38 protein-coding genes and 1 pseudogene are annotated in these 24,823 nt (G+C 62.7%); 4 read left to right on the forward strand and 35 right to left on the reverse strand.

Annotated elements, in window-relative coordinates:
• Window positions 1-4: 4 nt before the first annotated feature.
• Entirely contained in the window at window positions 5-1,039 is a 1,035-nt protein-coding gene (locus tag JHL16_RS11310; protein ID WP_200184914.1) for a hypothetical protein, read from the reverse strand.
• 285 nt (window positions 1,040-1,324) lie between these two features.
• On the opposite strand from JHL16_RS11310, the gene JHL16_RS11315 reads away from it, so the two are divergent.
• The gene (locus JHL16_RS11315) at window positions 1,325-2,059 is read left to right on the forward strand and encodes an SDR family NAD(P)-dependent oxidoreductase (protein ID WP_200184915.1); all 735 of its coding nucleotides are present in this window, start codon (window positions 1,325-1,327) and stop codon (window positions 2,057-2,059) included.
• Between the two features lie 4 nt (window positions 2,060-2,063).
• Here JHL16_RS11315 and JHL16_RS11320 read toward each other — a convergent pair whose 3' ends face one another.
• Genes JHL16_RS11320 through JHL16_RS11340 form a run of 5 tightly spaced genes read right to left on the reverse strand, consistent with a single transcriptional unit; the run spans window position 2,064 to window position 6,480 of the window.
• The gene (locus tag JHL16_RS11320) at window positions 2,064-2,795 is read right to left on the reverse strand and encodes an oxygen-binding di-iron domain-containing protein (RefSeq protein ID WP_200184916.1); all 732 of its coding nucleotides are present in this window, start codon (window positions 2,793-2,795) and stop codon (window positions 2,064-2,066) included.
• 46 nt (window positions 2,796-2,841) lie between these two features.
• Window positions 2,842-3,249, reverse strand: a complete 408-nt coding sequence (locus JHL16_RS11325) for a GFA family protein (RefSeq protein WP_200184917.1) — start codon at window positions 3,247-3,249, stop codon at window positions 2,842-2,844.
• Window positions 3,250-3,309: 60 nt separating this feature from the next.
• Entirely contained in the window at window positions 3,310-4,623 is a 1,314-nt protein-coding gene (locus tag JHL16_RS11330) for a replication-associated recombination protein A (protein WP_200184918.1), read from the reverse strand.
• Between the two features lie 14 nt (window positions 4,624-4,637).
• The gene (locus JHL16_RS11335) at window positions 4,638-6,035 is read right to left on the reverse strand and encodes a DegQ family serine endoprotease (protein WP_200184919.1); all 1,398 of its coding nucleotides are present in this window, start codon (window positions 6,033-6,035) and stop codon (window positions 4,638-4,640) included.
• A 10-nt stretch (window positions 6,036-6,045) separates the two neighbouring features.
• Window positions 6,046-6,480: an Lrp/AsnC ligand binding domain-containing protein gene (locus JHL16_RS11340; protein WP_137857852.1), complete on the reverse strand. Its 435-nt coding sequence runs from the start codon at window positions 6,478-6,480 to the stop codon at window positions 6,046-6,048.
• A gap of 283 nt (window positions 6,481-6,763) precedes the next feature.
• Between JHL16_RS11340 and JHL16_RS11345 the strand changes: the two genes are divergently transcribed.
• Both JHL16_RS11345 and JHL16_RS11350 read left to right on the forward strand, forming a co-directional pair.
• Window positions 6,764-7,609 carry a tetratricopeptide repeat protein gene (locus JHL16_RS11345; protein WP_200184920.1) on the forward strand — a complete coding sequence of 282 codons (846 nt, stop codon included), beginning with the start codon at window positions 6,764-6,766 and terminating at the stop codon, window positions 7,607-7,609.
• Between the two features lie 33 nt (window positions 7,610-7,642).
• Entirely contained in the window at window positions 7,643-8,548 is a 906-nt protein-coding gene (locus JHL16_RS11350; protein ID WP_200184921.1) for a tetratricopeptide repeat protein, read from the forward strand.
• Window positions 8,549-8,573: 25 nt separating this feature from the next.
• Here JHL16_RS11350 and JHL16_RS11355 read toward each other — a convergent pair whose 3' ends face one another.
• Window positions 8,574-8,879 carry a DUF6958 family protein gene (locus tag JHL16_RS11355; protein WP_246770859.1) on the reverse strand — a complete coding sequence of 102 codons (306 nt, stop codon included), beginning with the start codon at window positions 8,877-8,879 and terminating at the stop codon, window positions 8,574-8,576.
• 153 nt (window positions 8,880-9,032) lie between these two features.
• Between JHL16_RS11355 and JHL16_RS11360 the strand changes: the two genes are divergently transcribed.
• The gene (locus tag JHL16_RS11360) at window positions 9,033-10,496 is read left to right on the forward strand and encodes a tetratricopeptide repeat protein (protein ID WP_200184922.1); all 1,464 of its coding nucleotides are present in this window, start codon (window positions 9,033-9,035) and stop codon (window positions 10,494-10,496) included.
• 54 nt (window positions 10,497-10,550) lie between these two features.
• Here JHL16_RS11360 and rplQ read toward each other — a convergent pair whose 3' ends face one another.
• The 28 genes and pseudogenes from rplQ to JHL16_RS35230 all read right to left on the reverse strand — a co-directional run.
• Window positions 10,551-10,982 carry a 50S ribosomal protein L17 gene (rplQ, locus tag JHL16_RS11365; protein WP_200184923.1) on the reverse strand — a complete coding sequence of 144 codons (432 nt, stop codon included), beginning with the start codon at window positions 10,980-10,982 and terminating at the stop codon, window positions 10,551-10,553.
• Between the two features lie 21 nt (window positions 10,983-11,003).
• A complete protein-coding gene (locus tag JHL16_RS11370) occupies window positions 11,004-12,026 on the reverse strand; it encodes a DNA-directed RNA polymerase subunit alpha (RefSeq protein WP_137857856.1) in 1,023 nt (340 codons plus the stop codon).
• Window positions 12,027-12,124: 98 nt separating this feature from the next.
• On the reverse strand, window positions 12,125-12,514 hold the full coding sequence (rpsK, locus tag JHL16_RS11375; protein WP_119392447.1) for a 30S ribosomal protein S11: 390 nt from the start codon (window positions 12,512-12,514) through the stop codon (window positions 12,125-12,127).
• A 12-nt stretch (window positions 12,515-12,526) separates the two neighbouring features.
• Window positions 12,527-12,895 carry a 30S ribosomal protein S13 gene (gene rpsM, locus JHL16_RS11380; RefSeq protein ID WP_137857857.1) on the reverse strand — a complete coding sequence of 123 codons (369 nt, stop codon included), beginning with the start codon at window positions 12,893-12,895 and terminating at the stop codon, window positions 12,527-12,529.
• Between the two features lie 202 nt (window positions 12,896-13,097).
• Window positions 13,098-13,748 (reverse strand): adenylate kinase, encoded by a 651-nt coding sequence (locus JHL16_RS11385; protein ID WP_200184924.1) that lies wholly within the window; start codon window positions 13,746-13,748, stop codon window positions 13,098-13,100.
• Window positions 13,745-15,076 carry a preprotein translocase subunit SecY gene (gene secY, locus JHL16_RS11390; protein ID WP_200184925.1) on the reverse strand — a complete coding sequence of 444 codons (1,332 nt, stop codon included), beginning with the start codon at window positions 15,074-15,076 and terminating at the stop codon, window positions 13,745-13,747. The genes JHL16_RS11385 and secY overlap by 4 nt, the downstream gene beginning before the upstream one ends.
• Window positions 15,077-15,306: 230 nt before the next feature.
• A pseudogene (gene rplO, locus JHL16_RS11395) lies at window positions 15,307-15,783 on the reverse strand (50S ribosomal protein L15); the annotation flags it as partial.
• Between the two features lie 12 nt (window positions 15,784-15,795).
• Window positions 15,796-15,990 (reverse strand): 50S ribosomal protein L30, encoded by a 195-nt coding sequence (rpmD, locus tag JHL16_RS11400; protein ID WP_137857861.1) that lies wholly within the window; start codon window positions 15,988-15,990, stop codon window positions 15,796-15,798.
• A 12-nt stretch (window positions 15,991-16,002) separates the two neighbouring features.
• A complete protein-coding gene (gene rpsE / locus JHL16_RS11405) occupies window positions 16,003-16,566 on the reverse strand; it encodes a 30S ribosomal protein S5 (protein ID WP_137857862.1) in 564 nt (187 codons plus the stop codon).
• 24 nt (window positions 16,567-16,590) lie between these two features.
• Window positions 16,591-16,953: a 50S ribosomal protein L18 gene (gene rplR, locus JHL16_RS11410; protein WP_137857863.1), complete on the reverse strand. Its 363-nt coding sequence runs from the start codon at window positions 16,951-16,953 to the stop codon at window positions 16,591-16,593.
• 11 nt (window positions 16,954-16,964) lie between these two features.
• Entirely contained in the window at window positions 16,965-17,498 is a 534-nt protein-coding gene (gene rplF / locus JHL16_RS11415; protein WP_200184927.1) for a 50S ribosomal protein L6, read from the reverse strand.
• Window positions 17,499-17,508: 10 nt separating this feature from the next.
• Window positions 17,509-17,907, reverse strand: a complete 399-nt coding sequence (gene rpsH / locus JHL16_RS11420; protein ID WP_137857865.1) for a 30S ribosomal protein S8 — start codon at window positions 17,905-17,907, stop codon at window positions 17,509-17,511.
• A 28-nt stretch (window positions 17,908-17,935) separates the two neighbouring features.
• Window positions 17,936-18,241, reverse strand: coding sequence for a 30S ribosomal protein S14 (rpsN, locus tag JHL16_RS11425; protein WP_137857866.1), 306 nt, complete (start codon window positions 18,239-18,241; stop codon window positions 17,936-17,938).
• 27 nt (window positions 18,242-18,268) lie between these two features.
• Entirely contained in the window at window positions 18,269-18,844 is a 576-nt protein-coding gene (gene rplE, locus JHL16_RS11430; protein WP_200184928.1) for a 50S ribosomal protein L5, read from the reverse strand.
• Window positions 18,837-19,160 carry a 50S ribosomal protein L24 gene (gene rplX, locus JHL16_RS11435; RefSeq protein ID WP_137857868.1) on the reverse strand — a complete coding sequence of 108 codons (324 nt, stop codon included), beginning with the start codon at window positions 19,158-19,160 and terminating at the stop codon, window positions 18,837-18,839. The genes rplE and rplX overlap by 8 nt, the downstream gene beginning before the upstream one ends.
• On the reverse strand, window positions 19,160-19,528 hold the full coding sequence (rplN, locus tag JHL16_RS11440) for a 50S ribosomal protein L14 (RefSeq protein WP_137857869.1): 369 nt from the start codon (window positions 19,526-19,528) through the stop codon (window positions 19,160-19,162). The genes rplX and rplN overlap by 1 nt, the downstream gene beginning before the upstream one ends.
• Window positions 19,529-19,590: 62 nt before the next feature.
• A complete protein-coding gene (gene rpsQ, locus JHL16_RS11445; RefSeq protein WP_200184929.1) occupies window positions 19,591-19,839 on the reverse strand; it encodes a 30S ribosomal protein S17 in 249 nt (82 codons plus the stop codon).
• Between the two features lie 12 nt (window positions 19,840-19,851).
• On the reverse strand, window positions 19,852-20,052 hold the full coding sequence (gene rpmC, locus JHL16_RS11450; protein ID WP_200184930.1) for a 50S ribosomal protein L29: 201 nt from the start codon (window positions 20,050-20,052) through the stop codon (window positions 19,852-19,854).
• A gap of 13 nt (window positions 20,053-20,065) precedes the next feature.
• Window positions 20,066-20,479: a 50S ribosomal protein L16 gene (rplP, locus tag JHL16_RS11455; RefSeq protein ID WP_137857872.1), complete on the reverse strand. Its 414-nt coding sequence runs from the start codon at window positions 20,477-20,479 to the stop codon at window positions 20,066-20,068.
• Window positions 20,480-20,496: 17 nt separating this feature from the next.
• On the reverse strand, window positions 20,497-21,210 hold the full coding sequence (rpsC, locus tag JHL16_RS11460; RefSeq protein ID WP_137857873.1) for a 30S ribosomal protein S3: 714 nt from the start codon (window positions 21,208-21,210) through the stop codon (window positions 20,497-20,499).
• Window positions 21,210-21,590, reverse strand: a complete 381-nt coding sequence (gene rplV / locus JHL16_RS11465; RefSeq protein WP_200184931.1) for a 50S ribosomal protein L22 — start codon at window positions 21,588-21,590, stop codon at window positions 21,210-21,212. The genes rpsC and rplV overlap by 1 nt, the downstream gene beginning before the upstream one ends.
• A complete protein-coding gene (gene rpsS, locus JHL16_RS11470) occupies window positions 21,587-21,886 on the reverse strand; it encodes a 30S ribosomal protein S19 (protein WP_200184932.1) in 300 nt (99 codons plus the stop codon). The genes rplV and rpsS overlap by 4 nt, the downstream gene beginning before the upstream one ends.
• Window positions 21,887-21,897: 11 nt before the next feature.
• Window positions 21,898-22,722 carry a 50S ribosomal protein L2 gene (gene rplB / locus JHL16_RS11475; protein ID WP_137857876.1) on the reverse strand — a complete coding sequence of 275 codons (825 nt, stop codon included), beginning with the start codon at window positions 22,720-22,722 and terminating at the stop codon, window positions 21,898-21,900.
• A 20-nt stretch (window positions 22,723-22,742) separates the two neighbouring features.
• Complete coding sequence (locus JHL16_RS11480) at window positions 22,743-23,036, reverse strand: 50S ribosomal protein L23 (RefSeq protein ID WP_137857877.1); 294 nt, start codon at window positions 23,034-23,036, stop codon at window positions 22,743-22,745.
• Complete coding sequence (gene rplD, locus JHL16_RS11485; RefSeq protein WP_200184933.1) at window positions 23,033-23,653, reverse strand: 50S ribosomal protein L4; 621 nt, start codon at window positions 23,651-23,653, stop codon at window positions 23,033-23,035. The genes JHL16_RS11480 and rplD overlap by 4 nt, the downstream gene beginning before the upstream one ends.
• Window positions 23,654-23,664: 11 nt before the next feature.
• Window positions 23,665-24,381: a 50S ribosomal protein L3 gene (gene rplC / locus JHL16_RS11490; protein WP_200184934.1), complete on the reverse strand. Its 717-nt coding sequence runs from the start codon at window positions 24,379-24,381 to the stop codon at window positions 23,665-23,667.
• A gap of 23 nt (window positions 24,382-24,404) precedes the next feature.
• A complete protein-coding gene (gene rpsJ / locus JHL16_RS11495; RefSeq protein WP_119268728.1) occupies window positions 24,405-24,713 on the reverse strand; it encodes a 30S ribosomal protein S10 in 309 nt (102 codons plus the stop codon).
• Window positions 24,714-24,719: 6 nt separating this feature from the next.
• On the reverse strand, window positions 24,720-24,823 hold a 104-nt coding region (locus JHL16_RS35230), incomplete at its 5' end, for an EF-Tu C-terminal domain-related protein (RefSeq protein ID WP_200183715.1).

Genomic DNA, 24,823 nt, shown 5'->3' on the forward strand with positions numbered 1-24,823 from the left:
CGCCTTACGCCTGGACGGAACGGCGCAGCGCGGCGGCGCTGTCAGGGACGGCGTCACTGAGGCGCCTGAACGTCTCGACCGCCCAGCCGAAGAGACCGAGCGCGATGAAGAGCTCCTTATATTCGGTGACGTCCCAGATGCGGACGAAGCGATCCCCCAGAGCAAGGAACAACCCCTGCGCGCCGGCGATCGTCACCGCCAGCAGGAGGCAGAACATCGCCTCGGCGCGCCGTCTTTCCCGCCAGGCCAGATACGCCAGACAGATCACGATGCCGAGGGTGAGATAGGTCGTCGCCTGGAAGAGGAGCGAATCCCAGCCATTGTAATTGAAGGCGGCGAGCGGCGTGCTCACCAGCACCACGGCGCGGCTCGGCATCAGATCCGCGAGCCCGGCGAGCGGCAGGCGCCCCGGCAGGACGATGTACAGAAACGGCAGCAGGATCAGGACGACGAAGCCGATGATCTTATGCGCGGCGCCGATCTGATTGGTCGCGAAATTATGGAAGTTGATCTCGCCCTGGATATTGCTCTTGAGCGCCTCCGGCGTCGCGATGCCGAAAACGCGCTGCAGCCAGGAAATCTCCTCCATTCCAAGCACGAAGAGAATCGCGGCTGAGAGAAGCAGAACCACGCCGATCCAGCCACCCTTCCCTTCTCTATGCCGCCCCGTGATGAGTACTGCGCCACGCCAGGCGAGGAGCAGGCTCGCCGCGATGGGCAGCAGGGCCGACGCCCACTCGACCAGGCCATCCTCCAGGCTGAAAATGTTGAAGGCGCCGGGAGACACAAGGAAGATCGCGACAAAAAGCGCGAGCATCAGGAACGAGGCGAGGACGGCGCACCATTGGTGCACGGAAAAGGGAGTTCCCGCTTTCGCAACCTTGGCGCCTGCTGCGACTTCAAACACGAAGGCAAAGCCGATAAGCGCCATCAGCGCCGAACGCACAAACGCGTAAAGCCCGTGGTCCGGCGCCTTGTTGGGCAGCACCGGCGTCGCCCAGGCGAGATGCTCGCAAATGATCCATACCGCGACCGCCAAACCTGCCCAAAGGGACAGTTTGATCGATTGGTCGATGTTCCCGTGTCGCAAAACCGTCATGAGGCCATTTGCCCGGGCGAAAGTGGCCATCTGGGGGCGGACGATTAAAATCATTTTAGCAAGACAAGATTCCTTGATTTGTCAGACGTTTCGAATTAACAGAAAATTGTTTGGAAAGCTTTGCAACTTTTCAGCGATTTTTGGGTAGAACCGAGTCCAGCTTCAGCAACCAGACCGGGAGCAACCGCTCGCTGAGCACTACCGTTCCCGAGGGTGTCGTTTTATATGTCCAACTTGCCTCTCGCCTTGATCACCGGCGGTTCGCGGGGTCTCGGTTTTGAAACAGCCCGCCAATTGGGGCGGCTAGGTTATCGCCTGTTCATCGCCAGCCGGACGTCGCCGCGGCTTGAACAGGCCGCGCACGGCCTGCGCTCGGAAGGTTTTCTCGTCACCACCCACGCCTTCGACATGCAGGATCAGATTTCTATCCAGGCGCTGGTCGAGGAAGTGAAGAAGAAGGATGTGCCCATCGACGTCCTGATCAACTGCGCCGGCGTCATGTATGAGACCGGCAATGGCGATGATCTGCAGACGGAATATGGCTCGACCGCGAGCGTGCTCAGAAGTGCGGAAAGAAACGTCACCGACACGATCGCCATCAACATGATCGGCACCTGGAGCGTGACACGGGCGCTGGCGCCGCATCTCGGGCGTGGCGCCCGCATCGTCAATGTCTCCTCCAGCATGGCCTCGCTGGGCGAAATGGGGCCCGGCTATTACGGCTATCGCGCCTCCAAGGCAGGCATCAATGTCTTCACCCGCACCCTCGCTTACGAGCTCCGCCCGCGCGGCATCCTGGTCAACTCGGTGTGCCCCGGCTGGGTGAAGACTCACATGGGCGGCCCCGGCGCGACGCGCGAGGTCGCCGACGGTGCCGCCGGCATCGTCTGGGCGGCGACGCTGCCGCCCGACGGGCCGACCGGCGGCTTCTTCCGCGACGGCCAGGCGATCCCCTGGTAATCCCTCAGCCCAAGGCCGCTCGGACCCGCCCGTCATAGTCATCGGCGAGGGCTTTGAGCGCCCCTGCCCCGTCGCCGGAAAACGACGGCCCGTGCATGAGGGCAAGCGTCTTCGGCGCGAGCTCAGCCAGCCGCCGGATCGTCCGGCCCATGCCGGGATTGAGGCTCGAAAAGCGGAAGATGTCCTCGGTGGCGATCGCCGGCCCGACGATGTCGCCTTCGGTGAGCGCGGCGCCGTCACCGATCTGCGTGAAGAGATCGCCGCACAGCAAGGTGCCGCTCGCCTCCTCATAGAGGACGCCTGCATCCCAGCCATGCGGGATATGCGGCGTATCGAGATAGCGTACACGCCGGCCTTGCCCAAGCTCGATCGTCTCGCCGTCTTCCAGAACGCGCGGGTTGCGGTCCGACATGTCGTTGAGCGAGACGAGGCAGCCGGTCCGGCCATGCGCCACCTGGGCGAGCGGCGCCACCGTCTGCCACTCATTCATCGCTCCGCACTCATCGGCCTCGAAATGACCGAAAGCGATCCAGCGCAGCTTCTCGGGCGCCAGGAGTCGCGCCACACCGGCGCGCACCAGCGGAAACATGCGTTTGAGCCCGGTATGGAAGAGGAGTGGTTCGTCCCCCAGAATGACGAAGTGATTGAAGGTCAGACCGTGGGGTGGCGCGATGTCCGGCACGAAGATCGACAGCCGGTAGATGCCATTGGCGATTTCGGTGATCCTGGTTTCCATGCACGCCTCCCTTCCAAACGTCTCCCGCGCAAAAGCAGTCAGCTGATCAGTCCGGGTCCTTCTCATGGGCGATCGTCCCCGGCGGCAACCTCACCCAGCCGTGCCGGCGGCTGTCATAGACCGAATCCTGTGGCGGCGGGAAATCGGGATCGGCGAAGCCACCTACCGCGACCAGGACGAAGGAGCTCTCCTGTCCCTCTTCCGTGTGGAACAGGCTCGTCCCGCAAATCGGGCAGAAACGAAACCTGATACGGCTTCCCCGGTCGCCGGTGCGGACGAATTCCGTGGCGCGGCCGGTAACCTCATAAGGAACCGGAAAGGCGGCCAGTGTTGCAAAGACGCTCCCCGTCCGGCGCTGACAGGCAAGGCAGTGGCACACGCCGTTTCCCAGAGGATTGCCACTCACCTCGACACTCAATTGCCCACAGGAGCAGGATGCCGTTCGCGTCTGCACGGGATGCCTCGCAAGAGTTTCCTCATTTGAACGGCGAGCGCGGCCCCGCGTCAAGCGGGTCTAGCTTTCGCCCCGATCGCGCCGGAGCTTCGACCAGTAATCGAGCCGCTTGCGAAGCTCGCGCTCGAAGCCGCGCTCCGGCGGATCGTAATAACGCTCGCGTTTCATCTGCTCGGGGAAATAATTCTGGCCCGAAAAGGCATCGGGCTCATCATGGTCATACTGGTAGCCGGAGCCATATTCCTGCTCCTTCATGAGCTTGGTCGGCGCATTGAGGATGATCTTGGGCGGCGACAGCGAGCCCGTCTCCTTGGCCCGCTTCATCGCCGCCTTGTAGGCGACATAACCGGCATTGGATTTGGGTGCGGTGGCGAGATAGATGACGGCCTGCGCCATCGCGAGCTCGCCTTCCGGGCTGCCGAGGAAGTCATAGGCCTCTTTCGCGGCGAGCGCCTGTTGCAGTGCCTGTGGATCGGCAAGGCCGATATCCTCGACCGCCATGCGCACCATGCGCCGGATGATATAGAGCGGGTCCTCGCCGGCGGTCAGCATGCGGGCGAGATAATAAAGCGCCGCATCGGGATCGGAGCCGCGCACCGTCTTGTGGAGCGCCGAGATCAGATTGTAATGCCCGTCCTGCGACTTGTCGTAGAGCGGCACGCGCTTCTGAACGACCTCGGCGAGCCTGGCGGCATCGAGCGGCACGCCGCCGTCGGGCACCGTCGCGAAGATGTCCTCGACCAGGTTGAGCAGATAACGGCCGTCGCCATCGGCGAGCCCGGCCAGCACTTCGCGCGCCTCTTCATTGAGGGGCAGAGCCCGTTTCTCATGCAGCTCCGCCCGCGCGATGAGCTTGCTCAACGCCTCGCCGTCGAGCCGGTTGAGCACCAGCACCTGGGCGCGTGAAAGAAGCGCGCCATTCAATTCGAAGGACGGGTTTTCGGTCGTGGCGCCGACCAGCGTGATGGTGCCGTCCTCCATCACCGGCAGGAAGCTGTCCTGCTGCGAGCGGTTGAAGCGGTGGATCTCGTCGACGAAGAGCAGCGTGCCGCGGCCCTGATCGCGGCGCGACCGCGCCATCTCGAAAGCTTTCTTGAGATCGGCGACGCCCGAAAAGATCGCCGACATCTGCTCGAAGACGAGGCCGGTGGCGCCGGCGAGCAGCCGGGCGATGGTGGTCTTGCCGGTGCCGGGTGGGCCCCAGAAGATGACCGAGGGGACACGTCCTGCCGCGATCATCCGGGTGAGCACGCCTTCAGGTCCGGTGATATGTTCCTGGCCGACGACGTCGGAAAGCTTCTGCGGCCTGAGACGATCGGCCAAAGGCCGCGGCGCCTCCTTGTCCAATCCGGCCGCCTGGAAGAGATTGGCCATCTGGTGCTGCTGAACTATCCGCCGAGCTGCATGCGGATGACGCGGCCGCCGCGATTGACCGCGAACTGCCAGAAGCCGTCGCCCGTTTTCACTGCCGAACTCAGCGTGTCGACATTGTCGATGATCACCCCGTTCACTTCCAGGATGACGTCGCCTTTGCGGAAGATGCGCTTGGCCGGCCCGCCCTTCACGTCGGAGGCCACGACACCGGTCGAGCCTGACGGCAGGCCAAGTTCGTCAGCGACCGCCGGCGACAGATTGGCGACGACGAGGCCCGAGAAAGGCGTGTTGCCATCCATCAGCGTCTCATCGCGCGCCGTGGTTTCCGGCGCCGCGATCAATTTGATACGCGTCTCGCGCCGGTCGCTGCCACGCTGATATTCCACGATGGCCGAGGAGCCGATCTGTGCGGTCGCCACGCGGTAGGTCAATTCCTTGGCGTTCTCGACCGCCTTGCCGTCGATGCCGAGAACGACATCGCCGCGCTTGAGGCCGGCAATGGCGAGCGGGCTCTTGGGGTGGAGTCCGGCGATGAGGGCGCCTTCCGGCCGCGCGAAGCCCAGTGAGTCGGCAATCTCGGCGGTCACATCCTGCATCTCGGCGCCGATCCAGGGCCGCTGGATGCGTCCGCCCGTCTCGGCCGACTGCACGACGGTCTTGACCATGTTGGCGGGGATGGCGAAACCGATGCCGATCGAGCCGCCCGAACGCGAGAAGATCGCCGTGTTGATGCCGATGAGATTGCCCTTGAGATCGACGAGCGCGCCGCCGGAATTGCCCGGATTGATCGCCGCGTCGGTCTGGATGAAGAACTGATAGTCGGTGATGCCGACCTGGGTGCGCGCCAGGGCCGAGACGATGCCGCTCGTCACGGTCTGGCCGACGCCGAAGGGATTGCCGATGGCGAGCACCAGGTCGCCGACTTCGAGATTGTCGGAATCGCCCATGGCGAGCGCCGGCAGATCCTCGCCTTGCGGATCGATCTTGAGCACCGCGAGATCGGTGCGCTCATCGGCGACGAGCAGTTTGGCTTCGAATTCGCGCCGGTCGGCCAGCACCACGCGGATGTCGTTGCCGCCCAGGATGACGTGGTTGTTGGTGACGATGAGGCCCTTGCCGTCGACGATCACGCCGGAGCCGAGAGAATTCTGCACCCGCTCGCGCGGCGCCCCGAACGCCCCGTCGCCGCCGAAGAAGCGCCGGAAGAACGGATCGGCGAACAGGCCCTGGTCGCGCTGCTGCGAGACGAGGCGGCGGGCATAGACGTTGACGACCGCCGGCGAGGTCTCCTTGACCACCGGCGCGAAGGTCAGCTGGATATCGCTGCGCGTCTGCGGAACAGTCTGCTCGGCCGCCGCCGGCAAAGCCGCGACAATCGTGAGTAGCAGGGCAACAAGAATATTCGACTTCATTCCTCAAGTCCTAACGCCGATCGACCTTGGTCGACAGGATAATGGCAGATTCTGTCCGCGTTACGCCCGGAATAAGACCGACGCCGTCGAGCATGCGGTCCATGTCCTCGGCGGTCGCGGTGCGCGCCAGCGCCACCAGATCGAACTTGCCGGCCACCGTGTGCAGGGCTTCGATCTGCGGCAGCTTGCTCAGAGCCCGTCCGACATCCACTTGCCGGCGCGGCTCCACCGCTATGGTCACATAGGCGCGAATGCCCCCTTTGTCGACCGCGCTGGCGAGCTTGACCGCATAGCCGGCGATGACGCCCTGCTCCTCGAGCCGCTTGATTCGATCTTGAACTGTCGTACGGGAAAGTTTGAGCTTGCGGGCCAGCGAGGCGACCGGCTCGCGCGCATTGAGGCGCAGCAGGGCCAGCAGATCCTCGTCCTTCTGGGTGAATGTCACGCGCCGTCACCTTGCCGTAAAAACTGGTCAGATCGACGGCAAAACCGTCACTTGGCTGCATAACGCCGTCTGCGTTCCGGCGCAACTGTGCAGGACATATGGGACAGGTTTTGCGCGACGGCCCGGGCGATCCGCCCATAACGGCCCGACGCTGCAAAAGCGAGAAAAGCGGGCCTCTGGTCCGCTTTTCGATTCCAGGGCCCTGGCCGCCCCTGCCCCCTGGCACGGCCGTTGCAAAGATTGAACAGTTTTGCGAAACCGGTTCGGTTAACGGGGGAAAGCCATGACACGCGGCGAGAAGATCGCCTGGATCTGGGTGTGGAGCGCGATGGCCGTCGTCGCCTTGGGCTTGGCCACGGCTGCCTGGCGCTATGCGGGACTGCCGAAGGCTTTCGTCGATAGCCTCATCTGCACCGACGGCAAGGAGAATGACGCAGGACCGGCCTGCCGGCGCGTCCTCGCCTCCAATATGTCCACTCTCGACATGCGGACCGGCGCCTATTTGCGCCTCGCCACACTCGCCAAGGAGGCCGGCCGGTATGACGAGGTGCTCGGCCATCTCGACGCGCTGATCGCGACCGGACAGGCGACTGCGCTCGACTGGAACGAGCGCGGCGTGGCGCGATACACGCTCGGTCGTTTCAAGGACGCGGCCGATGACTTTCGCGCGGCAATCGGCATGGACGATAAGATCGGGATCTTCTGGGCCAATCTCGCCGATGCGCGCCTCGAGATGAAGGACTATGCCGAAGCGGAGCGCAACTATGGGGCCGCGCTGGCGCTCGGGGCCGACACGGCCGAGATTCTCGGTAATCGCGGCTGGGCCCGCTATCAGCTCGGCAGCTTCGAAGAGGCGCTGAAGGATTTCGACGCGGCGCTTGCCAAGGACCCGAAGCATTTTGACAATCTCAATGAACGCGGCCTGGTTCATCACGCGCTCGGCGACTATCCCGCCGCCCTCGCCGACTTCGACCAATCGATTGAGCTCTCCTCCAAAAACGCCGTCATCCTGACCAACAGGTCGGCAAGCCTTTCGCGCCTCGGCCAATGGGAGAAAGCGCAGGCCGACCTCGATCTCGCCATTTCACTCGATCCCAAATATGCCCCGGCGCGGCTCGAAAAGGCCTAGTTCTTCATCGATCAGCGCCAACCGGCTAATGCCTTGTCCGAACTCGGGGCTTTCGTCGCACCGACCAATTTCGACATCCAGATCTTCGAAGCGCGCGCGCAGGCCCATGCGAATCTGAACGAGTGGCGGTCGGTGATCGCCAATGCCGACCAGGCCGTGGCGGCCGGCAGCCGCGCGCCCTGGCTTTATCAGATACGCGCCGATGCCCGCTACGAGCTCGGCGACCAGCAAGGCGCCATCGCCGATGCCACTTTGGCGCTCGCCGGCCAACCGACCAACAGCAATGCGCTGGTGACACGCGCCTTCGCCCTTCTGGTGAGCGACCGGCCGGAGACCGCCATCGCCGACATAGAGCTTCTCGTTCAGACAGCACCGGATCGTGCTTATGCGCTTGAGGTGCGCAGCTACTTCCACCTGACCTGGGGCCGGCTCGACGCGGCGCTCGCCGATGCGAGGCAGTCGGCCGCACTGGCGCCGACCTCCCCCGATTCCGCCGTGGCCCTGGGCCGCATGCTGGCGGAGAGGGGCGATGGCGCTGCCGCTCTGGCGCAATGCAATCGGGCGCTCGGCTTGGCCGAAACCGCTCTTACATGGCGTTGCCGCGCGCTCGCCTATCTCATTCTCGGACAGCACGGCCCCGCCGCGGCGGACATCAAGCGCTCGTTAGCCCTGAACAACGCGTCGTCCAACAGCCAGATCGCCATGGGCCGCATCGAGCTCGCCCAGGGCAACGCGCGCGGCGCCATCGAACGTTTCAACGAGGCCCTGAGCCTGGAAACCTATGACAGCTCCGGTGTCTTCATGTTCCGCGGTGATGCCGCGCGCGCACTCGGCAATCTCGACCAGGCCCGCCTCGATTATCTCGAAGCGAAGAAGCGCGATCTGGGCCGTTATCGATCGGAACTGGCCGAACGCCTGACCGCCCTGCCCGCCCAGTGAAAGAACGGGGCCCGGCGAAGCCGCGTCAGACCTTATGCAGGCGTAGCGGCGTAGTTTTCACGCGCGCGATGATGTGTTTGGCTTCGAGATCGAGCTGCACCGCTTTGGTCCACCAGCCCGCTTTGGCGCCGCCCGGATAGAGGTCGTCAGGCAGATGCGCCAGCACCCGGTCCTCCAGTTCGGCGACCGTCATGCCGGGTGATGTTTTCGGCAGGCTCTTCAGGACGGCGCGCTTCATGGCCTCATACATTCTCGCGTCGGCGCTGGTGACCTTCCCAGGATGATTGACATTCTCCAGGCTGACGCGTGCCGGCTTCTGCGAAATCATCATTTCCTCCCCGAGTTGAGGCAGAAACATACCAACTAGTAGGTATGCAATCAAGTGCCAATTTGCTTCGCCCTACCCGTCCGGGGTCGCCGTACCGTGGTGTGACCGTTGCAATAATTGAACAGTTTTGCCAAACCGGATGGACAGGGGAAAACCATGACCAAAATCGGCAGAGGTTTCTTGTCGTTCTGCGCTGCACTTGCAGTGCTGCTCCTAGCCAACGGTTCCTTTGCAGGCGAAACCGACCGCGCCCAGTGGATCAAGCTTGGTGACGGCCAGATGGAGGCCGGAAAATATGCCGATGCGGTCTTCAGCTTCACCACCGCCCTGGCGAAGGGCGAAGACACGGCGGAGTTCCGCGCCAAACGCGGCTGGGCCCAGTATATGCAGGGAAGCTACAAAGTCGCACTTTTCGATTATGACGAGGCGATCAAAAAGGCTCCAGCCAATGCGGCGTATTACAACGAACGCGGCCTCATCCATCATGCCCTCGCCGACTACGGCCTAGCTATTGCTGACTTCCGTCAATCCTTGAAATTGAACAAGACAGACGCGGTGGTCTGGGCCAATCGCGCCGAAAGTTATATTCGGAGCGGCGACCGCGAGAAGGCCGGCCGCGATCTCGACCAGGCTTTGTCGCTCGATCCCAACTTTACCTCCGCTCGCCTTCAGAAGGCTTGGCTCTTGATCAACGAAAAGCAGCCAGAGAAGGCCCTGCTCGAGCTGAGTGCAATCGAGAGCACAACTACTCCCGATATTTCATTTCTCGAAGCGCGCGCTCATGCCCGCCTCGCTCTCGCCGACTGGAAGGGCGCGTCCGCCGACGCCGACAGTGCAATCACGATTGATCAGCAATATGATTGGCCATATCTGATCCGTACCCAGGCAAGACGCTGGCTCGGTGACTATGAGGGATCGCTCGCCGATGCAGATCGTCTGCTGGTGCGCAATCGCTCGAACATGTGGGCCATGATCGAACGGGCAATGACCCTGCAGTTTCTCGGGCGAACCGACGCGGCTCTCGCTGAGATGGATCGGGCAATCCAGGAGAAAATTGATCCCGAACAAGGTTGGCGGATGCGTGCCTTTCTGAATTTCAATGCCGGGAAGATGAAAGCCGCACTCGACGACGCGCGGCAGTCCGCGACTCTGAAGCCGAAGTCGCCCTACGCAGTCGCACGCCTGGGCTGGGCATTCGTCGAAAATGGTGAGGCCGCACAGGGCGAAGCCGAGTGCGGCAAGGCCCTGACGCTCGCCGAGACTTTGGATGCCTATTCCTGTCGCGCCACAGCGCGGCTCCTCCTGAAGAAGTTCAAGGCGGCTCGGAAAGATGCCGAGCGGGCGCGTGATCTCGACAAATCGGTGGGCATCGGCCCGTTTCTCATCGGTCGCGTCGATCTCGCGCAAGGCAACCCGGACAAGGCCTTGGCGCAATTTGATCAGGCTGCAAAGCTGAACATGTACAATCAAGCCGGGCTGCTCATGTATCGCGGAGATGCCGAAAAAGCACGCGGCAACATGGAATTGGCCCGCACACACTATCAGACAGCCAGGAAGTTCGATTTCGGCCGCTATAGCCAGGCCCTGGACGAGCGTCTCGCAAGCCTGCCCGCCCAATAAAAAAGCGGGCCCGTGAGCCCGCTCTCTATTCCCTCGGCAGGTGATGCCGGAATATCAGGCGGCGGCGCTTTCGCTCGCTTCTTCGCCGGTCTTCATGGTCGGACCCGAATCGAGGCCCTTGGCGTTCACGTCGCGATCGACGAATTCGATCACCGCGCGCGGCGCCGAGTCGCCATAGCGGAAGCCAGCCTTGAGCACGCGGGTATAGCCGCCCTTGCGCTCGGCATAGCGCTTGGCCAGCACGTCGAAGAGCTTCTTGACCTGGGTCTCGTCGCCGATCTGGGCGATGGCCTGGCGGCGGGCCGCGAGATCGCCCTTCTTGCCGAGCGTCACCAGCTTCTCGACGATCGGACGCAGGTCCTTCGCCTTGGGCAGCGTGGTGACGATCTGCTCATGCTTGATCAGCGACATCGCCAGATTGGCGAGCATCGACTTCCTGTGCGAGGCCGAGCGGTTGAAGCGGCGGCCGGCAAATCCGTGACGCATGATGACGTCTCCTCAAAAATCTCAGTAATGCGTTTCGTATTTCTTGGCGAGCTCGTCGATGTTCTCGGGCGGCCAGTTCGGCACTTCCATGCCGAGATGGAGCCCCATCTGCGCGAGCACTTCCTTGATCTCGTTCAGCGACTTGCGGCCGAAGTTCGGGGTGCGGAGCATCTCCGCCTCGCTCTTCTGGATCAGGTCGCCGATATAGACGATGTTGTCGTTCTTCAGGCAGTTGGCCGAGCGCACCGAAAGCTCGAGCTCGTCGACCTTCTTGAGAAGAGCGGCGTTGAATTCGAGCTCCGGACGGGTGTCCTCGTGGACCACCTTCGAAGGTTCGTCGAAATTGATGAAGACCGAGAGCTGGTCCTGCAGGATGCGTGCCGCATAGGCGACCGCGTCCTCGGGGCTCATCGAGCCGTTGGTCTCGACCGTCATGATCAGCTTGTCATAATCGAGGATCTGGCCCTCGCGGGTGTTCTCGATCTTGTAGGAGACGCGGCGGACCGGGCTGTAGATGCTGTCGACCGGGATGAGGCCGATCGGCGCGTCCTCGGGACGGTTGCGCTCGGAGGGCACATAGCCCTTGCCGTTATTGATGGTGAACTCCATGCGCACTTCCGCGCCCTCGTCGAGCGTGCAGATGACATGCTCGGGGTTGAGGATCTGCACATCGGCGGTCTGCTGGATGTCGCCGGCCTTGACCACGCCCGGGCCTTCCTTGCGCAGAACGAGCCGCTTGGGGCCCTCCGCATGCATGGCCAGCGCGATTTCCTTGATGTTGATGACGATGTCGGTGACATCCTCACGCACGCCCGCGATCGAGGAGAACTCGTGCAGGACGCCGTCGATCTGCACCGAGCTCACCGCCGCGCCCTGCAGCGAGGACAGAAGCACGCGGCGCAGCGCATTGCCGAGCGTCGTGCCGAAGCCGCGCTCGAGCGGCTCGGCGACCAGCGTCGCCACCCGCTTGCGCTCACGCCCGGCCGAGACTTCGAGCTTGCTCGGACGGATGAGTTCCTGCCAGTTCTTTTGATTCACGTGCATGGTTTCATCCTGTTCAGAACCTTGGCGCCGGCGGACCGGCTTTCAGGTCGCATATTCACTGTGCTGGGGAAGCGGATCGCCGCTTCCGGAAAATCTCGTCAGACGCGGCGGCGCTTCGGCGGCCGGCAGCCATTGTGCGGGATCGGCGTCACGTCGCGGATGGCGGTGACCTGGAGGCCGCAGGACTGCAGCGCCCGGAGTGCCGATTCACGGCCCGAGCCCGGACCGCTGACTTCCACTTCGACGGTCTTCATGCCGTGCTCCATGGCCGATTTGCCGGCCTGTTCGGCGGCGACCTGGGCGGCGTAAGGCGTCGACTTGCGCGAGCCCTTGAAGCCGAGCTTGCCGGCCGAGGCCCAGGAGATCGTGTTGCCCTGGACGTCGGTGATGGTGATCATCGTGTTGTTGAACGACGCATTCACATGCACGACGCCGGAGGTGATGTTCTTGCGCTCTTTGCGGCGCGGACGAGCTGGCTCTTTGGACATGGGGGCTCTCTCTTACTTCTTCTTGCCGGCGATGGCCTTGGCCGGGCCTTTGCGCGTGCGGGCATTGGTGTGGGTGCGCTGGCCGCGGACCGGCAGGCCCTTGCGGTGGCGCAGGCCCCGATAGGTGCCGAGATCCATCAGACGCTTGATGTTCATCGACACTTCACGACGAAGATCGCCTTCGACCACGTAGTCGCGGTCGATGATCTCGCGGATCTGCAGCACTTCGGCGTCCGAAAGCTCATTGACGCGCTTGGAAGTCGGGATGGCGACCTGCTTACAGATCACCTTCGCATTGACGGGGCCGATGCCATGGATATAGCGAAGGGCGATTTCAACGCGCTTATTGGTCGGAATGTTAACGCCTGCGATGCGGGCCACTTTATTTTCTCCTAAGCCTTACAAGGGCTTACGCCCAAAGTCTCCGTCAATACTCGAAACGCGGTACCGGGCGCCTAAATGGCACAAGGCCGTGCCTCCAGAGGGGTAACCCTCCTGAAGCCAGCCTTCATGTCGGTCTTATGGCGGGTATCTAAGGCTGAATCGCTGTCGCGTCAACCGCATTAGATGCCACACCCGACCGTCACGCTCGTCCCAGCACATCCTCGATCTGGCGGGTAACGACACCGATATCCGCCATACCGTTTACCTTATGCAGCACCCCGGTCCGGCCGTAATAGTCGACCAGCGGGGCGGTCTGCTTGTTGTAGACCACCAGACGGTCACGGACCGTCTTCTCATTGTCGTCGGCGCGCCGAACGAATTCGGTCGACCCGCAGACATCGCAAACTCCCGCGACCTTCGGCTTCTCGAACGCGTCGTGATAGCCCTTACCGCATTTGGCGCAGGTGTAGCGCCCGGCAATCCGCTTCACGAGCTCCTCGTCATCGACTTTCATTTCGATGACGGCGTCGAGCTTGAGCCCCTTTTCCTCGAGCATCCGGTCGAGCGCCTCGGCCTGGGCCGTATTGCGCGGAAAACCGTCCAGGATGAAGCCCTTCTTGACGTCGGGCTGATCCAGGCGCTCCGAGATGATCGAGATGACGATGTCATCGGAGACGAGCTGCCCCTTGTCCATCACCTCTTTAGCCTTGCGGCCCATTTCCGTGCCGGCGGCGACGGCGCCTCTCAGCATGTCGCCGGTCGAGAGCTGCTTGAAGCCTTTTTTGTCTTCCAGCAGCTTCGCCTGGGTGCCTTTGCCGGCGCCAGGCGGTCCGAGCAGTATCAAATTCACCGGCGCGCTCCCCTGAGCTTCGCCTTCTTGACCAGGCCCTCATATTGCTGGGCCAGGAGATGGCCCTGCACCTGGGCGACCGTGTCCATGGTCACGCTCACCACGATGAGGAGCGAGGTGCCGCCGAAATAGAACGGCATGGCCGCATAGCCGATCAGAAACTCAGGCAGCAAGCAGACGATGGTCAGATAGAGAGCGCCGAGCACGGTGATGCGGGTCAGCACATAGTCGATATATTCCGCCGTGCGCTCACCCGGCCGGATGCCTGGGATGAAGCCGCCATATTTCTTCAGATTGTCGGCCGTGTCCTTCGGGTTGAACATGATCGACGTGTAGAAGAAGGCGAAGAAGATGATCAGCAGCGCGTAAAGCGTGAGGAACAGCGGCTGGCCGTGGCCCAGAAGGGCCGTAATGCGGTTCAGCCAGTCAGGTCCCTGCCCCTGCGTGAAGTTGGCGACCGTGATCGGCAGCAGCAGCAGCGAGGACGCGAAGATCGGCGGGATGACGCCCGAGGTGTTGAGCTTCAGCGGCAGATGCGAGCTGTCGCCCTGCGTGATCTTCATGCCGACCTGGCGCTTCGGATACTGGATCAGGAGGCGCCGCTGGGCGCGCTCGACGAAGACGATGAAGGCGATCACGGCGAGCGCCATGAGGAAGATGCCGAAAATCAGGAACACCGACATCTGCCCGGTACGGCCGAGCTCGAGGAGCGCGGCGAGGCCCGAGGGCAGGCCGGCGACGATGCCGGCGAAGATGATGAGCGAGGTGCCGTTGCCGATGCCGCGCGCGGTGATCTGCTCGCCTAGCCACATCAGGAAGATGGTGCCGCCGGTCAGCGTGATCACGGTGCTCGCCCGGAAGAACAGCCCCGGATCGAGCACGATGCTGCCCTGCCCTTCGAGGCCGGCGCCGATCGCATAGGCCTGCAGCGCGGCGATGATCACCGTGAGGTAGCGGGTATATTGATTGATCTTCTTGCGGCCCGACTCGCCCTCTTTCTTGAGCTGCTCGAGCTGCGGCGAGACCGTCGTCATCAGCTGGATGATGATCGATGCCGAGATATACGGCATGATGTTGAGGGCGAAGATCGCCATGCGGCCCAAGGCGCCGCCGGCGAGGCCGTTGACCCAGCCCAGGATGCCGGTGGAATTCTGCGCCGCGAAACGGGCGAGCTCGACCGTGTCGACCCCAGGGATCGGGATGTAGGTGCCGAGGCGATAGATGATCAGGGCGCCGAGCGTGAACCAGATGCGCTTCTTGAGATCCTCGGCCTTGGCCAAGGCCGAGAAGTTGATATTGGCTGCAAGTTGTTCAGCTGCCGATGCCATGTGATTCCCTTAAGCCCCGCCCCAAATCCCCTAAATGGGGTGCCGGGCCGGCGCCCGCAACCTTACTTCGCCTTAGCCGGCTTTTCTTCTTTTTTGGCTTTCGCGGCAGGCTTGTCTTCCTGCTTCGGCGCCTTGGCTTCCTTGACCGGCTTGGCTTCCTTGGCGTCCGCCGGCGCGGCCCTCAGGGCTTCCAGCCTGGCGGTCTTGGCCGCCTTGGCTTTCGTCTCGTGCTCGTTCTCGACCTTCGCCGACTTCAGCACCTTGACGCTGCCGCCGGCTTTTTCGACCGCGGCGATGGCGCCCTTGGAGGCGTGATGCACCTCGAAGGCGAGCTTCGCCTTGAGTTCACCCGTGCCGAGCAGGCGCAGGCCTGCCTGGGCCTTCGTCACGACGCCGGCCTTGACCAGCACGTCGAGGGTCACCGGCGCCGAAACGTCGATCTTCTTGGCATCGACAGCCTGCTGGATGCGGCCGAGATTGATCTCGTTGTACTTGACCGGGAACGGCACATTGAAGCCGCGCTTGGGCAGACGCCGGTAGATCGGCATCTGGCCGCCTTCGAAGCCCGCTTTGGCGCCGCCGGAACGGGCCGTCTGGCCCTTGCCGCCGCGGCCCGCGGTCTTGCCGAGGCCCGAACCGATACCGCGGCCAAGCCGCTTGCGCGGGCGCCGGGCGCCCTCGTTGTCGGAAATCTGATTGAGTCTCATCGCATCCATTCCTTACTCGACGACGCGCACAAGGTGCTGGACCTTGGCGATCATGCCGCGAACCGCAGGCGTATCCTGCAATGTGCTGCGCTTATGGCGCTTGTTGAGGCCGAGGCCGATCAGCGTGGCACGCTGGTCGGCGGGACGGCGCGCCGGGCTGTAGATCTGTTCGATCGTAACAGTCTTGTCTGTCTTCGCTTTCGCCATGGTCACACCTGATTACTCGGCCGTCGCATCCTGGTCGCGACGGCGGGAAAGAATATCGCTGACTTTCTTGCCGCGGCGGGCCGCGACGGCGCGCGGGCTCGCCTGCTTCTTCAGCGCGTCGAATGTGGCGCGCACCATGTTATAGGGGTTCGAGGATCCCTTCGACTTGGCGACGACGTCCTGCATGCCGAGCGATTCGAAGACGGCGCGCATCGGACCGCCGGCGATGATGCCGGTGCCGGGAGGCGCCGAGCGCAGCACGACTTTGCCGGCACCCCAGCGTCCATCGACGTCATGATGCAGCGTGCGGCCTTCGCGCAGCGGCACGCGGACGAGACCGCGCTTGGCGCTTTCGGTCGCCTTGCGCACCGCTTCCGGCACTTCACGGGCTTTGCCATGACCGAAGCCGACACGGCCCTTCTGGTCGCCGACGACCACGAGGGCCGCGAAACCGAAGCGCTTACCGCCCTTCACCACCTTGGCGACGCGGTTGATATGCACGAGTTTGTCGAGAAACTCGGAATCGCGATCGTCGCGATCCTTGCCGCGATCTCCGCCATGTTCCCTTGGTGCCATGATCCTTGCCTTCCTCGAAACGAATTAGAACTTGAGGCCGCCTTCGCGGGCCGCCTCGGCCAGCGCCTTGACGCGGCCATGATAAAGATAGGCGCCACGATCGAAGACGACGCTCTCGACGCCGGCCTTCACCGCACGTTCGGCGACGAGCTTGCCGATCGCTTCCGCCGCCGACTTGTCGGCGCCGGTCTTGCCACCCTTCTTGAAACCCTCTTCGAGGGTCGAGGCGGCTGCGAGCGTAACGCCCTTCTGGTCGTCGATGACCTGGGCATAGATGTTCTTCGCCGAGCGGAACACCGAGAGGCGCGGCCTCAACTTGCCGGCCGCCTTGAGCGCCTTGCGCACCCGCGACCGCCGGAATTCCATTTTTGCGAGCTTGGACGACATTATGACACCCGTTACTTCTTCTTGCCTTCCTTGCGGAAGATGCGTTCGTCTGAATACTTGATGCCCTTGCCCTTATAGGGCTCGGGACCGCGATAGTCGCGAATCTCGGCGGCGACCTGGCCGACGCGCTGCTTGTCGATACCGGTGATGACGATCTCGGTCGGCTTCGGCGTCTTGATCTCGATGCCTTCCGGGATCGCGTAGTTCACGTCGTGGCTGTAGCCGAGATTGAGCTGCAGCACCTTGCCCTGGACGGCGGCGCGATAACCGACGCCGTTGATCTCGAGCGAGCGGGAATAGCCCTGGGTCACACCCTTGATCATGTTCGAGATCATGGTGCGCGACATGCCCCAGCAGGAGCGCGCCAGCTTCGTCTCGTCGCGCGGATCGACCGCGATCTTGCCATCCTCGAGCTTAGCCAGCACATGCTCGACCAGCACGAATTTGAGCTCGCCCTTCGGTCCTTTGACCGAAACATTCTGGCCCGAGAGGTTGACCGTAACGCCGGTCGGTACCGGAACAGGTTTTTTGCCAATGCGCGACATCGTTCAGTCCTCAGAATACGGTGCAGAGCACTTCGCCGCCCACATTCTGGGCCCGCGCTTCTGCATCCGACATGACGCCCTTCGGCGTCGAAAGAATTGAGATCCCGAGCCCATTGAAAACGGTCGGAATGCTGTCGACCGAGGCATAGACCCGGCGCGACGGCTTCGACACACGCTGGATCTCATGGATCACCGGTGCGCCGTCGAAATACTTGAGTTCGATTTCGATCTCGGGGTGGCCGCCATCGTGCTGAACGGTGGCGAAGCCGCGGATGAAACCTTCCTGCTGCAAGACGCCGAGCACGCGCTCGCGCAGCTTCGACGCCGGCGTCGTCACTTTCGACTTGCCGCGCTCCTGCGCATTGCGGATACGTGCCAGCATGTCGCCGATCGGATCGGTAAAGCTCATTTGCCTGTTCTCCTTTTCCGTCCGTCGCTTACCAGCTCGACTTGACCAGGCCCGGTATCAGGCCCTTGTTGCCGAGCTCGCGTAAAGCCATACGCGACATCTTCATCTTGCGATAATAAGCGCGCGGACGCCCCGTCAGCTCGCAGCGGTTGCGGATGCGATTAGGCGCCGAATTGCGCGGCAGCACGGCCAGCTTGAGCTGCGCTGCGAAACGCTCTTCCATCGAAAGCGCCTGGTTCTTGGTGATCGCCTTGAGACGCGCACGCCGGGCAGCGAACTTCTTCGCCATCTTGCGCCGCTTTTCGTTCTTCTCAACCGAGCTCTTCTTCGCCATGGGGCTACCTTCAGTTCATCGTGACCATTACGCCGCCTGCCTACGGGCAGACTTGCGGAACGGGAAGTTAAACGCTTCGAGCAGCGCACGGGCCTCGTCGTCGGTCTTGGCCGTGGTGCAGACGATCACATCGAGCCCCCACACGCGATCGATCCTGTCGTAATCGATCTCCGGGAAAATGATGTGCTCCTTGATGCCCATGGCGTAGTTGCCATGGCCGTCGAAGCTGGTGGACGACAGGCCGCGGAAGTCACGCACGCGCGGCAGCGCGATGGTGATGAGCCGGTCGAGGAATTCGTACATGCGCGTCTTGCGCAGCGTGACCTTGGCGCCGATGGCGAGGTTCTCGCGGATCTTGAAGGTCGCGATGGCCTTGCGGGCCTTGGTGATGACGACCTTCTGACCGGCGATCTTCTCGAGCTCGGCGACGGCGACCTGCACGAGCTTGGAATCGGCCGTGGCTTCGCCGATGCCCATGTTCAGCACGATCTTCTCGAGCTTCGGCACTTCCATCGGATTCTTGTAGCTAAACTGCTCGGTCAGCTTCTTGACGATCTCTTCGTCATACTGCTGGCGCAGCCGCGGCGTATATGTGTCAGCCATCGATCACTTCTCCGGAACTCTTGGCGAACCGCACCTTCTTGCCATCCTTCAGGGTCTTGTAGCCGACGCGGGTCGGCTTGCCGTCCTTGGGATCGCGCAGCGCGATGTTCGAAATGTGGATCGGCATCTCCTTCGAGACGATGCCGCCCTCCTGGCCCGGGGTCTGCTTCTGATGCTTGCGCACCACATTGACGCCCTGGACGAGAGCGCGATTGTCTTCCGGGTAGACGCGCAGCACTTCACCGACCTTGCCCTTGTCACGGCCGGCGCGGACGACGACCTTGTCGCCCTTGCGGATCTTGAGTTTCAACGCCATCAAAGCACCTCCGGTGCCAGCGAAATGATCTTCATCTGATTCTTGGCGCGCAGCTCGCGCGGCACCGGTCCGAAGATACGGGTGCCGACCGGCTCACCCTGAGCGTTGATCAACACCGCGGCATTGCGGTCGAAACGGATGACCGAACCGTCGGCGCGACGGATGTCCTTGGCGGTACGAACGACGATCGCCTTCATCACGTTGCCCTTCTTCACGCGGCCGCGCGGAATGGCGTCCTTGACGGAAACGACGATCACGTCGCCGACATAGGCATATTTCCGCTTCGAGCCGCCGAGCACCTTGATGCACTGGACACGCTTGGCGCCGGAATTGTCGGCGACATCGAGATTTGTTTCTTGCTGGATCATGGCTTCACCTGTCTTCTCCGGCCGGGGCGGACCCTGACCTAAATTTCCCTATCGATCCAAACTCAACCTTTGGCCTCAGCCGTCTTATCGACCAGAAGCCAACGCTTCTGCTTGGACAGCGGCTTGGTCTCTTCGATCCACACGACATCGCCGATCTTGGCGGTGTTCTTCTCGTCATGTGCATGGTACTTCTTGCTCAGGCGCACGGTCTTCTTCAGAACCGGATGGGTCAGACGCCGCTCGACCTTGACCACGATGGTCTTGTCGTTCTTGTCGCTCACCACAACGCCTTCAAGGACGCGTTTCGGCATCTATCTTCTCCGTTACTTCGCCGCGCTCTGGGCGCGCTGCTGCTGCGACGTCTTGATCCGCGCGATATCGCGACGGATCTGACGGACGCGGGCGGTGTTCTCGATCTGGCCCGTAGCTTTCTGGAAGCGCAGGTTGAACTGCTCCTTCTTCAGCTTGATCAGCTCATCCTTGAGCTGGTCCGGGGTCATTTGCTTTACATCAGTGGCTTTCATCGGCCCTACTCCGTCACTCGCCAAGCCGCGCCACGAAGCGCGTCTTGATAGGAAGCTTGGCCGCCGCGAGCGACAGCGCTTCTTCCGCAATCTGACGGCTCACGCCGTCGACCTCAAACAGGACCCGGCCCGGCTTGACCCGGCAGGCCCAGTATTCCGTCGAACCCTTGCCGGAACCCATGCGCACTTCGGCCGGCTTCTTGGAGACCGGCACGTCCGGGAAGACGCGGATCCACACGCGCCCGGCGCGCTTCATGCCGCGCGTCAGGGCCCGGCGGGCCGCTTCGATCTGGCGCGCGGTGAGCCGATCCGGCTCCTGGGCCTTGAGGCCGAAGGCGCCGAAATCCAGATTGGCGCAGCTCGTCGCCTTGCCATGGATGCGGCCCTTATGGGCCTTGCGGAATTTAGTACGTTTCGGTTGCAGCATGGTTTGTTACCTTAACTTCAAGCCGCTTCGCGCTCGCGGCGCGGGCGTTGGCCAGCACCCTCTTGGCTCTCCGCATTGCGCTTGTCCTGCGCCATCGGATCGTGCTCGAGGATCTCGCCCTTGAAAATCCACACCTTGACACCGTTGGTGCCGTAGGCGGTGATGGCAGTCGCGGTGCCGTAGTCGACATCGGCGCGCAGCGTATGCAGCGGCACGCGACCTTCACGGTACCACTCGGTGCGCGCGATCTCGGCGCCGCCGAGGCGGCCGGCGCAGGTGATCTTGATGCCTTCCGCGCCCATGCGTTGCGCCGACTGAACGGCGCGCTTCATGGCCCGGCGGAACGCCACGCGGCGCTCGAGCTGCTGGGCGATATTCTCGGCCACCAGCGTCGCATCGGTCTCGGGTTTGCGCACTTCGACGATGTTGAGGTGCACTTCCGAGCCGGTCATCTCGGCGACCTTCTTGCGCAGCTTCTCGATATCGGCGCCCTTCTTGCCGATCACCACGCCCGGACGCGCCGAGAAGATGGTGACGCGGCACTTCTTGTGCGGACGCTCGATCAGCACCTTGGAGACACCAGCCTGCTTGAGCTGCTCCTTCAGGTAGCTGCGGATCTTCATGTCTTCATGAAGCAGCTTGCCGTATTCGGCGCCCTTGGCGAACCAGCGCGAATCCCAGGTCCGGTTGATACCGAGCCGGAAGCCGATCGGATTGACTTTCTGACCCATTATGCGGCCTCCTTCACTTCACGCACGACAATCGTCAGCTGGCTGAAGAATTTGTGGATGTGACCGACACGGCCGCGCGCACGCGGCGTCCAGCGCTTCATCACCAGGTTCTTGCCGACATGGGCCTCGGCGACGATCAGCTGATTGATGTCGAGGTCATGGTTGTTCTCGGCATTGGCGATCGCCGATTCGAGCGTCTTCTTGATCGTGCCGGCGATACGACGGCGCGAGAAGGTGAGCTCGGCAAGCGCCTTGTCGACCTTCATGCCGCGGATCGATGCGGCGACGTCGTTGAGTTTGCGCGGCGACACTCGGATCGAGCAGGTCACGCAGCGCGCCTCGTTATCGGCGAGAGACCGCTTTCTGGCTTTCTTGCTCATTTCCTCGCATCCTTGCCTGCCGGCGCCGCCTTCTTGTCGGAGACGCTATGGCCGTGGAAAACGCGCGTCGGCGCAAATTCGCCGAGCTTGTGACCGACCATGTCTTCCGACACCAGGACGGGCACGAACTTGTTGCCGTTATGGACCTGGAATGTCAGGCCCACGAACTGCGGCAGAATGGTCGAGCGACGGCTCCAGGTCTTGACCGGAGCGTTGCGGCCGCTCGAGCGCGCCGCATCCGCCTTCTTCAAGAGATACCCGTCGATGAACGGGCCTTTCCATAGCGAGCGTGACACCGGACTACCTCTTAAGCTTTCTTGGCATGACGGCTGCGCAGAATAAGCTTCTGCGTCGCCTTGTTATTACGGGTCTTCTTGCCCTTGGTCGGCTTGCCCCAGGGCGTGGCCCAGTGCTTACCGCCATTGGTACGACCGCCGTTCGGATGGTCGACCGGGTTGCGGGCGATGCCGCGCGAAACCGGACGCTCGCCCTTCCAGCGGGCGCGGCCGGCCTTGCCGACGATCTCGTTGACGTGATCGGGGTTCGAAACCGCACCGACGGTCGCCTTGCACTCGGCGCGCACCATGCGGGTTTCGCCCGACTTGAGCTTCAGGAGCGCATAGCCCTGGTCGCGGCCGGCGAGCATCGCATAGGTGCCGGCGGCACGCGCGAGCTGGCCGCCCTTGCCGGGCTTCGTCTCGATATTGTGGATGATCGTGCCGACCGGCATCGCCGAGAGCGGCATGGTGTTGCCGGGCTTCACGTCGGCTGACGTGCCGGACATCACCGTGTCGCCGACCGCCAGGCGCTGCGGCGCCAGGATGTAGGACTGCTCGCCATCGGCATACTTGATCAGCGCGATATAGGCCGTGCGGTTCGGATCATATTCGAGACGCTCGACGGTCGCCGCGACATCGATCTTGCTGCGCTGGAAGTCGACCAGACGATAGGCCTGCTTGTGGCCGCCGCCCTTGCGACGCGACGTGATCCGGCCCGAATTGCCGCGTCCGCCGCTCTTGGTCAGGCCTTCGGTCAACATCTTGACCGGTTTGCCCTTCCACAGGTGGCTGCGGTCGACCATTACCTTATGGCGCTGGCCGGCGCTGGTCGGGTTATATGTTTTGAGTGCCATGTTTCAGCAATCCTTGAACCTTAGAGACCCGTCGTCACATCGAGCTTCTGGCCGTCGGCCAGTGTCACGAAGGCTTTCTTCACGTCGCTGAGACGCGCCGCTTTGCCCTTGAAATTCTTGAGCTTGCCCTTGCGCACCAGCGTATTCACGGCCTTTACCTTGACGCCGAACAGGCCTTCGACGGCCGCCTTGATCTGCGGCTTGGTCGCGGTCGAGGCGACATTGAAAACGACCTGGTTCTTCTCCGAGACCAGCGTGCCCTTTTCAGTGATCGCCGGGCCGCGGATGACGTCGAAATAATGTTCTTTGCTCATTTGAACCGCGCCTCCAGCGCTTCAACGGCCGCCTTGGTCAGGACCAGCTTCTTGTGGCGGAGAACGTCATACACATTGATGCCCTGAACCGGCAGGACGTCGATATGCGGTATGTTGCGCGCCGCCGCGGCAAAGCCCTTGTTCACTTCGGCGCCGTCGATGATCAGCGCGTTGTCGAGGCCGAGCTTCACGAAGGCCGCCTTCAGCGCCTTCGTCTTGGCTTCGGCTACTTCCGTCTTGTCGAGAATGATGAGCTCGGACGACTTCACCTTGGCCGAGAGCGCATGGCGAAGGCCGAGAGCACGGACCTTCTTCGGCAGATCGGTCTCATGGCTGCGCGAGCGCGGGCCGAAGGCCTTGCCGCCGCCGATGAAGATACCCGACCGGCGCGAACCGTGACGGGCGCCACCGCCGCCCTTCTGGTTGCCGTACTTCTTGCCGGTGCGGTTGATCTCGCCACGGGTCTTGGCCTGATGCGTGCCGGCCTGGCGCTTGTTGAGCTGCCACTGGACAACGCGGTGCAGGATGTCGGCGCGCGGCTCGAGACCGAAAATGTGGTCCGCGAGATCGACCGATCCGGCCGTCTTGGCCTCGATGGTTTGGATGTCGGCTTTCATGACTGGCATCCTTATTCCTTAGCCGCGGCTTCAGCCGCGGGAGCCTGTTGGGCCGGAGCCTTGAACGCACCGGGCTTAGGCGCCTGCTGCGGCAGCTTGCGCTTGATCGCGTCGCGCACCGAAACCCAGCCGCCCTTGACGCCCGGCACGGAGCCGCGAACCATGATCAGGCCGCGGTCCTTGTCGGTCTTGACGACCTCGATGTTCTGCGTCGTCACACGCTCGGCGCCGAGATGGCCAGGCATCTTCTTGTTCTTGAAGACCTTGCCCGGATCCTGGCGGTTGCCGGTGGAACCGATGGAACGGTGGCTGACCGACACGCCGTGAGTGGCGCGCAAGCCGGCAAAGTTCCAGCGTTTCATACCGCCGGCAAAGCCCTTACCCATCGACGTGCCCGTCACATCGACGAACTGGCCGGGGACGAAGTGGTCGACGGTGATTTCAGCACCCACCGCGATCACATTGTCGGGGCTGACACGAAATTCCTGCACTTTGCGCTTCGGTTCGACTTTCTGCGCGGCGAAGTGACCGCGTTGAGCCGCCGTGAGGCGCTTGATCTTGGGCGTGCCCACGCCGAGCTGCAGGGCGCTATAGCCATGCTTCTCAGGTGTCTTGTGAGCCACAACTTGACAATTATCCACCTTCAGCACGGTGACCGGCACAACCGTGCCTTCATCCGTGTAAATGCGGGTCATGCCCAATTTCTGTGCGATGAGGCCAGAACGCATCGCTTCACTCCTAATAAGCTCGATCAGAGCTTGATCTCGACATCAACGCCCGCCGCCAGGTCGAGCTTCATCAGCGCATCGACCGTCTGCGGATTCCAATCAACGATATCCAGAAGACGCCGGTGCGTCCGCATTTCGAACTGCTCACGGCTCTTCTTGTCGACATGCGGCGAGCGGTTCACCGTGAAACGCTCGATACGGGTCGGCAGCGGCACGGGCCCGCGCACCTGCGCGCCCGTACGTTTCGCCGTGTTCACGATCTCGCGCGTCGACGTATCGAGGATACGATGGTCGAACGCTTTGAGACGGATGCGGATGTTGTTCGTTTGCATCTTCTCTTACTCTACGATTTTGGCGACGACGCCGGCGCCGACGGTACGGCCGCCTTCACGGATGGCGAAGCGCAGCTTCTCCTCCATGGCGATCGGCGTGATCAGCTCGA

The sequence above is a fragment of the Taklimakanibacter albus genome (assembly GCF_016595235.1).
In the GTDB taxonomy this organism is placed as follows: domain Bacteria; phylum Pseudomonadota; class Alphaproteobacteria; order Rhizobiales; family Aestuariivirgaceae; genus Taklimakanibacter; species Taklimakanibacter albus.

Excerpts from the sequence above, each read along its gene's own strand:
- rplE (WP_200184928.1), bottom strand. The coding sequence starts at position 18,844 with ATGGCTGACACATATACGCCGCGGCTGCGCCAGCAGTATGACGAAGAG.
- JHL16_RS11360 (WP_200184922.1), top strand. The coding sequence starts at position 9,033 with ATGACCAAAATCGGCAGAGGTTTCTTGTCGTTCTGCGCTGCACTTGCA.
- JHL16_RS11480 (WP_137857877.1), bottom strand. The coding sequence starts at position 23,036 with ATGAGCAAAGAACATTATTTCGACGTCATCCGCGGCCCGGCGATCACT.
- rplN (WP_137857869.1), bottom strand. The coding sequence starts at position 19,528 with ATGATCCAGCAAGAAACAAATCTCGATGTCGCCGACAATTCCGGCGCC.
- rplF (WP_200184927.1), bottom strand. The coding sequence starts at position 17,498 with ATGTCGCGCATTGGCAAAAAACCTGTTCCGGTACCGACCGGCGTTACG.
- rpsN (WP_137857866.1), bottom strand. The coding sequence starts at position 18,241 with ATGGCGAAGAAGAGCTCGGTTGAGAAGAACGAAAAGCGGCGCAAGATG.
- rpsC (WP_137857873.1), bottom strand. The coding sequence starts at position 21,210 with ATGGGTCAGAAAGTCAATCCGATCGGCTTCCGGCTCGGTATCAACCGG.
- rplQ (WP_200184923.1), bottom strand. The coding sequence starts at position 10,982 with ATGCGTCACGGATTTGCCGGCCGCCGCTTCAACCGCTCGGCCTCGCAC.
- rplX (WP_137857868.1), bottom strand. The coding sequence starts at position 19,160 with ATGGCGTTGAAACTCAAGATCCGCAAGGGCGACAAGGTCGTCGTCCGC.
- rpmD (WP_137857861.1), bottom strand. The coding sequence starts at position 15,990 with ATGGCGAAAGCGAAGACAGACAAGACTGTTACGATCGAACAGATCTAC.
- rplB (WP_137857876.1), bottom strand. The coding sequence starts at position 22,722 with ATGGCACTCAAAACATATAACCCGACCAGCGCCGGCCAGCGCCATAAG.
- rplR (WP_137857863.1), bottom strand. The coding sequence starts at position 16,953 with ATGTCGTCCAAGCTCGCAAAAATGGAATTCCGGCGGTCGCGGGTGCGC.
- rplV (WP_200184931.1), bottom strand. The coding sequence starts at position 21,590 with ATGAGCAAGAAAGCCAGAAAGCGGTCTCTCGCCGATAACGAGGCGCGC.
- JHL16_RS11370 (WP_137857856.1), bottom strand. The coding sequence starts at position 12,026 with ATGCACGTGAATCAAAAGAACTGGCAGGAACTCATCCGTCCGAGCAAG.
- secY (WP_200184925.1), bottom strand. The coding sequence starts at position 15,076 with ATGGCATCGGCAGCTGAACAACTTGCAGCCAATATCAACTTCTCGGCC.
- JHL16_RS11330 (WP_200184918.1), bottom strand. The coding sequence starts at position 4,623 with ATGGCCAATCTCTTCCAGGCGGCCGGATTGGACAAGGAGGCGCCGCGG.
- JHL16_RS11335 (WP_200184919.1), bottom strand. The coding sequence starts at position 6,035 with ATGAAGTCGAATATTCTTGTTGCCCTGCTACTCACGATTGTCGCGGCT.
- rplP (WP_137857872.1), bottom strand. The coding sequence starts at position 20,479 with ATGCTGCAACCGAAACGTACTAAATTCCGCAAGGCCCATAAGGGCCGC.
- rpmC (WP_200184930.1), bottom strand. The coding sequence starts at position 20,052 with ATGAAAGCCACTGATGTAAAGCAAATGACCCCGGACCAGCTCAAGGAT.
- rpsQ (WP_200184929.1), bottom strand. The coding sequence starts at position 19,839 with ATGCCGAAACGCGTCCTTGAAGGCGTTGTGGTGAGCGACAAGAACGAC.
- rpsK (WP_119392447.1), bottom strand. The coding sequence starts at position 12,514 with ATGTCCAAAGAGCCAGCTCGTCCGCGCCGCAAAGAGCGCAAGAACATC.
- JHL16_RS11315 (WP_200184915.1), top strand. The coding sequence starts at position 1,325 with ATGTCCAACTTGCCTCTCGCCTTGATCACCGGCGGTTCGCGGGGTCTC.
- rpsH (WP_137857865.1), bottom strand. The coding sequence starts at position 17,907 with ATGAGCTTTACCGATCCGATCGGCGACATGCTGGCACGTATCCGCAAT.
- JHL16_RS11345 (WP_200184920.1), top strand. The coding sequence starts at position 6,764 with ATGACACGCGGCGAGAAGATCGCCTGGATCTGGGTGTGGAGCGCGATG.
- rplC (WP_200184934.1), bottom strand. The coding sequence starts at position 24,381 with ATGCGTTCTGGCCTCATCGCACAGAAATTGGGCATGACCCGCATTTAC.
- rpsE (WP_137857862.1), bottom strand. The coding sequence starts at position 16,566 with ATGGCACCAAGGGAACATGGCGGAGATCGCGGCAAGGATCGCGACGAT.
- JHL16_RS11355 (WP_246770859.1), bottom strand. The coding sequence starts at position 8,879 with ATGATGATTTCGCAGAAGCCGGCACGCGTCAGCCTGGAGAATGTCAAT.
- rpsJ (WP_119268728.1), bottom strand. The coding sequence starts at position 24,713 with ATGCAAACGAACAACATCCGCATCCGTCTCAAAGCGTTCGACCATCGT.
- rplD (WP_200184933.1), bottom strand. The coding sequence starts at position 23,653 with ATGAAAGCCGACATCCAAACCATCGAGGCCAAGACGGCCGGATCGGTC.
- JHL16_RS11320 (WP_200184916.1), bottom strand. The coding sequence starts at position 2,795 with ATGGAAACCAGGATCACCGAAATCGCCAATGGCATCTACCGGCTGTCG.